11 protein-coding genes are annotated in these 6,749 nt (G+C 25.0%); 3 read left to right on the top strand and 8 right to left on the bottom strand.

Annotated elements, in window-relative coordinates; genetic code table 4:
• Positions 1 to 70 precede the first annotated feature (70 nt).
• The 4 genes from MALL_RS04035 to MALL_RS04465 all read right to left on the bottom strand — a co-directional run bounded on the left by MALL_RS04035 (position 71) and on the right by MALL_RS04465 (position 2,564).
• A complete protein-coding gene (locus tag MALL_RS04035; protein ID WP_156785643.1) occupies positions 71 to 733 on the bottom strand; it encodes a sugar phosphate isomerase family in 663 nt (220 codons plus the stop codon).
• A 107-nt stretch (positions 734 to 840) separates the two neighbouring features.
• The gene (locus MALL_RS04030) at positions 841 to 1,053 is read right to left on the bottom strand and encodes a hypothetical protein (RefSeq protein ID WP_005683769.1); all 213 of its coding nucleotides are present in this window, start codon (positions 1,051 to 1,053) and stop codon (positions 841 to 843) included.
• A 206-nt stretch (positions 1,054 to 1,259) separates the two neighbouring features.
• On the bottom strand, positions 1,260 to 1,718 hold the full coding sequence (locus MALL_RS04025) for a Sua5/YciO/YrdC/YwlC family protein (protein WP_005683857.1): 459 nt from the start codon (positions 1,716 to 1,718) through the stop codon (positions 1,260 to 1,262).
• 588 nt (positions 1,719 to 2,306) lie between these two features.
• Positions 2,307 to 2,564: a hypothetical protein gene (locus MALL_RS04465; protein ID WP_156785642.1), complete on the bottom strand. Its 258-nt coding sequence runs from the start codon at positions 2,562 to 2,564 to the stop codon at positions 2,307 to 2,309.
• Between the two features lie 308 nt (positions 2,565 to 2,872).
• On the opposite strand from MALL_RS04465, the gene MALL_RS04015 reads away from it, so the two are divergent.
• The 3 genes from MALL_RS04015 to MALL_RS04005 are packed head-to-tail and all read left to right on the top strand — an operon-like array spanning position 2,873 to position 4,541.
• Entirely contained in the window at positions 2,873 to 3,526 is a 654-nt protein-coding gene (locus MALL_RS04015; RefSeq protein WP_005683742.1) for a LemA family protein, read from the top strand.
• A gap of 2 nt (positions 3,527 to 3,528) precedes the next feature.
• Complete coding sequence (locus MALL_RS04010; RefSeq protein ID WP_005683898.1) at positions 3,529 to 3,987, top strand: hypothetical protein; 459 nt, start codon at positions 3,529 to 3,531, stop codon at positions 3,985 to 3,987.
• Positions 3,954 to 4,541, top strand: coding sequence for a DUF3137 domain-containing protein (locus MALL_RS04005; protein ID WP_005683821.1), 588 nt, complete (start codon positions 3,954 to 3,956; stop codon positions 4,539 to 4,541). The genes MALL_RS04010 and MALL_RS04005 overlap by 34 nt, the downstream gene beginning before the upstream one ends.
• Before the next feature lie 32 nt (positions 4,542 to 4,573).
• Here MALL_RS04005 and MALL_RS04000 read toward each other — a convergent pair whose 3' ends face one another.
• The 4 genes from MALL_RS04000 to mutM form a co-directional block, all read right to left on the bottom strand.
• Complete coding sequence (locus MALL_RS04000; RefSeq protein WP_005683776.1) at positions 4,574 to 4,969, bottom strand: large conductance mechanosensitive channel protein MscL; 396 nt, start codon at positions 4,967 to 4,969, stop codon at positions 4,574 to 4,576.
• A gap of 91 nt (positions 4,970 to 5,060) precedes the next feature.
• On the bottom strand, positions 5,061 to 5,375 hold the full coding sequence (locus MALL_RS03995; protein WP_005683973.1) for a Smr/MutS family protein: 315 nt from the start codon (positions 5,373 to 5,375) through the stop codon (positions 5,061 to 5,063).
• Positions 5,375 to 5,896, bottom strand: a complete 522-nt coding sequence (locus MALL_RS03990; RefSeq protein WP_005683927.1) for a cysteine hydrolase family protein — start codon at positions 5,894 to 5,896, stop codon at positions 5,375 to 5,377. The genes MALL_RS03995 and MALL_RS03990 overlap by 1 nt, the downstream gene beginning before the upstream one ends.
• Before the next feature lie 2 nt (positions 5,897 to 5,898).
• Complete coding sequence (gene mutM, locus MALL_RS03985) at positions 5,899 to 6,723, bottom strand: bifunctional DNA-formamidopyrimidine glycosylase/DNA-(apurinic or apyrimidinic site) lyase (RefSeq protein ID WP_005683833.1); 825 nt, start codon at positions 6,721 to 6,723, stop codon at positions 5,899 to 5,901.
• Positions 6,724 to 6,749: the final 26 nt, after the last annotated feature.

The raw sequence follows: 6,749 nt of genomic DNA, 5'->3' as shown, positions 1-6,749 counted from the left end.
GCATTTAAATGGTACCCTTTTACACAATTATACGGACTTTATCTAAAAAAATACAAAAAAAGAACAAAATCTATTTTTGTTCTAAAACTAATAAAGTTGTGTCTGCATGATAATTTAAAAAACTAATAGCATGTTCTAAATGAATTCTAGGATTTGTGATTTTTTCAATTAACTCTCGGTTATTTCCATCATATATAACTATTATTTTTTTTGTTTCTAAAATAGTAGCCATTCCTAAGGTTAAAACGTTTTTTTCATTAGAAAGTTTAACTACATCCATTCTTTTTTCAGGTACTAAATCATTTTTTAAAAATACTATTTGTCCAGAATCGTCCATTACACAGACAAGCAAATCAAGTCCATTTTTAGAAACAATCTGCCTTTCAAAAATCAAAGCGTTTTCTTTTATATTGCCTTTTGTGCAAGGGTAAAAAGTATTAATTGGGCTTCATGGAAAATGGTCAAAAAAGTTGTGTTTTAATCGTGAATAAAAAATCTGTGTGCAATTTTGTGAATCAATAACTTCGCTAGAAATAAATCATCTAAGAGAATTAAAAACATACTTTTGTTTAAGTCAATATTTTTGAATCAAATTTAAGTATGGTAAAAGTTTTTTTTGTGGTGTTACACAAATGCTAGAAAAAGAATTTTTTTTAGCAATTAATGTAGTTTCAATAAGTAAATGGCGCATCAATTCGGTTTTTGACTGAAATTTTTTTATCTTGACATTCATTCTTATATTTTTTCATTTTTTTATTTTTTTCATTAAAAATAATGCTTAATGAATAAAAATAACAAAAAACATGGAAAAAATTTCCACAATTATGAAATTATAGCTAGTTATATTACTTTTTTGTGCTTGTTTTTAAAATGTCTTTTTAATAAATAAACAAAAGCACTTGCTAATACAATTATTAAAATTACTGAAATTGCAATAATAGCAATATCTGTATTTGTTAATGCATTAGTTGGTAAGTCTGTTTGATTTACTACTAAAACACTTTGCATGCAAGCTGGGCAAGCACAACCTTGTAAATTTACGTGTTCTATCATGAATTCCTTTTTCTTATTCTATCAAAATAAAATATATTATTTCAAGTTTATAAAATAAAATTTATTCACTAATTCCTGAAACAATTTTTTGATTCACAAAAATATAAATATAGAAAGTAATTGTAAAAACTATTCCTAAAAATTTATTTTTTAAATTGATTTTTTAATTTACTTAAAAGCCTTTGAGCAAGTAAATTAAGTTAATTTTATCTATAAAGTCATTGATTAGTATCTACATTATAAATATCACTAGGTTTATTAGAAGGTTTACAAAAATCATAAACGTTAGTAATTTCTTTAAAAACATTTTTTGCTTGCTCTAAATTTAATGGATCATTCCCTGAAAGATTAGCACTTGTTAAATACATTGGTCCATTCTTTAACAAAAATTTTTGCATTTTTAAAGAATTTGGCATTCTAAAACCTTGATTATTGACAATAATACTTACTGCACCTGGTCAATATTTTTGAGCAAATTCGTCAGCTTTATTATTTCACTGTTTAAATTGTCTTGCTTGATCTATAGAACCTACAACAATCATTATTTTCTTGTCTAATGGCCTATCCTTTAAAAAATAAATTTTTTTAAGAGATTCGTTATTAATTGGTCCGCCAATACCACAAACCGTGTCAGTTGAGCATAAAAATATATCTGAAAAGTTCATAATTGAATTTTACAATAAATTTAAATACATCCTTTTTATATACATAAATATGTTTCTTTTATGATCCAATTATAAAATTTATTGTTTCTTGATAATTATAAGTTATAAGTATAAAAAACATAATTTATTGCAAATTTTAGAATATGATTTTTTTCACTTTTTTAGACACAAATTTAAAAATATTTTATTTGGTTATATATATTTTAGTAAATAATTTTCTTTTTGAAATATAGTTATTTTTCTTAAAATTAAATCAGTTTTTTTAATTTAAAAAAACGCTTATTTTTTAGAAAAATTAATTTTTTTTACGAAAATAAAAAACATTTTTACTTAAAAAGTACTATTTATATTTAAAAAATATTAATAAAAATAACTTTATGATAATTCACCAAAAATATATATGTATATATAATGCATAAATTTAAGTAAGTAAAAAAATAGAAAACCGGTTTTAAACGTTTCACAATAAAAATTTAGGAGAATATATGAAAAAAAGAGTAATTTTGACATTATCAACAATGTCGTTCTTACCAGTAGTTGCTGTAGTTTCATGTTCAAATGGTTCAAACACAACAACAAAACCAAATACTAAGCAAATAACACAAACACAAATGCAAATGCAAATCCTGCAACATCTAACACAAACACAGGAAATACAAACACAAACGTTGGAACAACTAATACAAATACAAGTAAACCAACAGAAATTGAAGAAAATAACGCTAATGATGATAATGTAGATTCATTAAACGTTGATGAAGAAAAAATTGTTGAAGAAACAATCGACGAATCTAAATTAGAGAAATTTGATAAAAGTCAAATTAATGATAAAGAAGAAAAAAGCATTTTAAAAGCTTTTCTTGATTCAGAAGCATTCAAAGCTGCAAATGAAGAAGCAAGAAAATTAGCAATTATTGCCGCTAAAGAAGCTGCAAAAGGTGTTAAAGATGCAGTTACTGAAGAAGCTAAAAAAGCTGCAAAAGCATTACTTAAAAAAGCTAAAAAAGAACTTAGAGCAAGAAAAAATGAATTAATAAAAGCAGCTAGAGATTATGTTGCTAAAAAAGCAAGAAAATTAGCTTATGATAAAGCTAAAATTTTATTCAACAAAAACAACTAATTTAACATTATAAACAAACTAAAAAAGGAGAATCATGGGAAATTTATTTGATAATTCAAAACAAACAAATCCAGAAGGATATAACCCAAATGCTGATAACACATCAATCAAAGCAAAAAGCACAACAGCAGCAAATATAATTTGATACATTTCATTTATTTTGATTGTTCCAATTGTTATACACATTATTACTTTTAATAAACTTAGAAGATTACAAACTAACATCAATAATGCCTCAAGTACAATTGATGTTCAATTAACAAAAAGAAGTTCTACTTTAACAAAACTTTTTGACGCAACAAAAGGTTACATGACACATGAAAAAGATGTTTTAGCACAAGTTACACAAATGAGAAACTTAGCATCAAACCATTCACAATCTGTAGAACAACAAAGAGAAATGGATAATTTAAACAATTCTATTTTTGGAAGATTATTAGCTGTTTCAGAAAACTATCCAGACCTAAAAGCAAGTAAATTATTTGAAGAATTAATGGCTGAATCAGTTTATTTAGAACGTGAAATTAGTGCTGCTAGACGTTTATACAATAACTATGTAACAGAACTAAATACATCAATTGTTACATGACCAGCAAGCATTGTTGCACAAAGTATGAGTTTAACAACACAACCTTTATTTGTTGCTACTCAACAAGAAAGACAGGATGTTAAACTAGGTTTTAACTAATTATGGATATAGCACGTGTAAAAGAAATACTTTCATTTCAAGAATTTCAAGACTTAAACAAAGAAAAATGTTTAGAGTTAATTAATGAGTCAATGAAAGATGCTTTTGTTGAATATAACAAAAGATTAAAAAATATAAAAATTTCATTAGGAGTTGGTGCAGGAGCTGGGTTTATAGGTCTACTATTAGGGCTTATAAGTCTTGCAAAAATAGGTACTTTATGACCTATGATACTAGTAGGAGTGGTTTTAATAGGTATTGCTTATTTTGTAATAAAAGTAGCATTAGATCGTAGATATACTGCTTTAAATGCAATGCGTAAATGACACAATGAAGAAGTTATTTATAAAGAATTATTTACTTTAACAAATCTATTTGAATTTATTAAGTACACAAATACTGGTTTAACTCAAAAGAAAAAGAAGTTATGTGTCCTTTTGGTGATAATGCTAGAGATTTAAAATTCAAAAAACAAATTGATACAATGGAACTTTTAATTTTAAAAAAATATAAAGCAAAATTTTCTAACTATGAAGTTGAGTTAAATGTAGGTGGTGAAAGATCAACTTTAGATCAATATAGTTTTGTAGTTTCAATTAACTTAGATATGTTAAAAAACAGAAAATTTAACTGATCATTATTGGATGGATCTAACCATTTAAAACTTAACAAAGTTAAATTAGAAAACGAAACATTTAATAAAGAATTTCAATTAAGAAGTAATGATGAAATAGCATCTAGAACTGTTTTTACACCATATTCAATGGAAAAAATTCTAGAATTAAAAGATCACATTAACAGTACTAAAATACTAAATGGTGTTCAAATCTATTCAATTAACAACGACTTGATAATTACTGGAGCAAGTGGCTCAGGTTTTATGAAAATAGATTATCCATTTGCATGAAGTCAAAAAAGACTAATCAATTTAATATACTCAGATATAATGTTTGACTTATATACATTGTATGCAGCAATTGGTTTAGTGATGGTTTTACCTTATTTAGCTGAATAAAAAATAACTCGCGATTGTGCGAGCTATTTTTTTTATTTTCTACTTTCTAATTTTTCGTTTAATTTTTTTAATTCTTCTAGGATTAATTCATCTGTTGAAGGTTTAGGAGCTTCCTTAACCACAACTTTTTTTCTATTTTTGAAGTTAACTAGTAAAAAATATCCAGTCAACATAAAGAACAAGAATACAGCTACTACAAAGAAGTTAATAACAGCTGCTAAGAATTTACCATATAAAATACCATTGTGTTGCATTTTAGCAAGTTCTTCGAATCCTAGGTGTTTTGCTATAGCACTCATAATAACATCGTTAGCCAATGATGTTACAACGGCGTTGAATACAACCCCGATCAAGAATGCTACAGCCAACATAAATATATTGCCTTTTTTAAGGGCGTCTTTGGCTTGTTTCATTGATTTTGTTATCATGTCTCATATTATAGACTTATCATATGAAAAAAATTTATAAAATTTAAAATTATCATAAAAATTTTCATTTAACTGAAAAAAATTAAATTATTTATCATTTTTTTCTACTAATTTCTTCATCATATAATTTATCTATATCTTTTTGGCTTGCTATTTCATCTTCTTCATATATATAATATTGAATTTTATTTTTAACTAAATATGCTCCTTGTTTATTTAATATTTCATATTCAACATCATAAGTTGACAAAATATGTTCTAATTCACTTTTTAAAGCACCAGTCCCTTTACCAGTTATAAATAATATAGAAGAGATGCGATTTTTAGTTAAGTCATTTAAGTTTGAAACTATTAAAATTGAAGCATCTTGTACAAATAAACCATGTAAATCAACAGTTCTTGACATTATTTAATTATAACTCCTGAGTTTTTCATAAGTTCCAGTGCAAATTCATTATGTGTTTTTCCATCGTGCAAGTCAGTGTCAAAAGTTGCAGTACATTTTTTAAGGACAACAACATTTTTATTAATTTTATTTTGATTCAAGTATGTTTTTAAAGATAAAACAAACTGTAAAATGCAAATATCTGTACAACAACCTACTACTACAAATTCATCATATTTATCGATGAACTTTTTATCAAAAATATGAAATGCATTTGTAGATTGTTTTTCTAATTTAGTTTGTACATAGGGTTTTAATTCACTAACAACATCAGCTTCTTCTGTTCCTTTTAAACAATGTAAAGGATAAGAACTCATTTCTATATCGTCTTTACTATGGGCATCACAAATAAATAAATTGTTTTTGTATTTAACAATTTCTTCTTTTATATGTGGAATTAAAAGTTCAATTAAAGGTGAATATAAAGCACCTTTTTTTGCAAATCCATTTAACATATCTATAACAATAAATAACTTTTTCATAATTACCTAACTTTCTGACATATAGCACAAAATGTTGTGCCTCGTCCATTAACTTTAATTTTATCTAATTTATTCTTACATCTTAAGCAAGCTAAAGTTGCACGATTATAAACTTTTAATTCATTTTGAAATGTTCCTTGAACATTATTTACAGAACCATAAGTATTTACAGATGAACCGCCTTGTTTGGTACTTTGGTTCATTATATCTTTTGCGTTTTGTAAAATTAATTTCCATTCCTTTAACAAAATATTGCTTGCAGGACTTAATGGATTAATTTTGCTAGCAAATAAAACCTCATCAGCGTAAATATTTCCTATTCCTAAAACTATACTTTGGTCTAATAAAACTGTTTTTATTGGTATTTTTTTATTTTTTACTTTTTGCATTATTTTGCTTGCATCAAGGGGATTTGGTAAATTAGCTAATTTAGATATTTTAGTAAAAGTACTTAAATCACCTTGTACTAAATCCATAGTACCAAACCTACGAGTATCATTGTAAATTAATTTTGAATTGTCCTCAAAAGTAAAAATAACTAAATCATGTTTTTTATTACGATCAGATAAGAAATTTTCGTAAAAAAACTTTCCTTCCATTCTTAAATGACTAATCATTTTTAGATCATTATCAAAACTAAAAATGATGTATTTACCGATATTTTCTATTGAAAAAATAACTCTATTTTCAAGAGAATTAATAAAATTTTTAACATCAGTATTTTTAATTATTTTTTCTAAATTAACTTCTACTTTAGTTATTTTTTTAAATTTAACTAATTCGTTTAAGGAATTAGAAACAACTGTAACTTCTGGATATTCTGGCATAGTTATATTATATATAATAAATAAAA

Origin of the sequence: Mycoplasmopsis alligatoris A21JP2 (genome assembly GCF_000178375.1) — a bacterium.
GTDB lineage: Bacteria > Bacillota_I > Bacilli_A > Mycoplasmatales > Metamycoplasmataceae > Mycoplasmopsis > Mycoplasmopsis alligatoris.
This window is presented reverse-complemented; position numbering and strand designations above follow the sequence as displayed.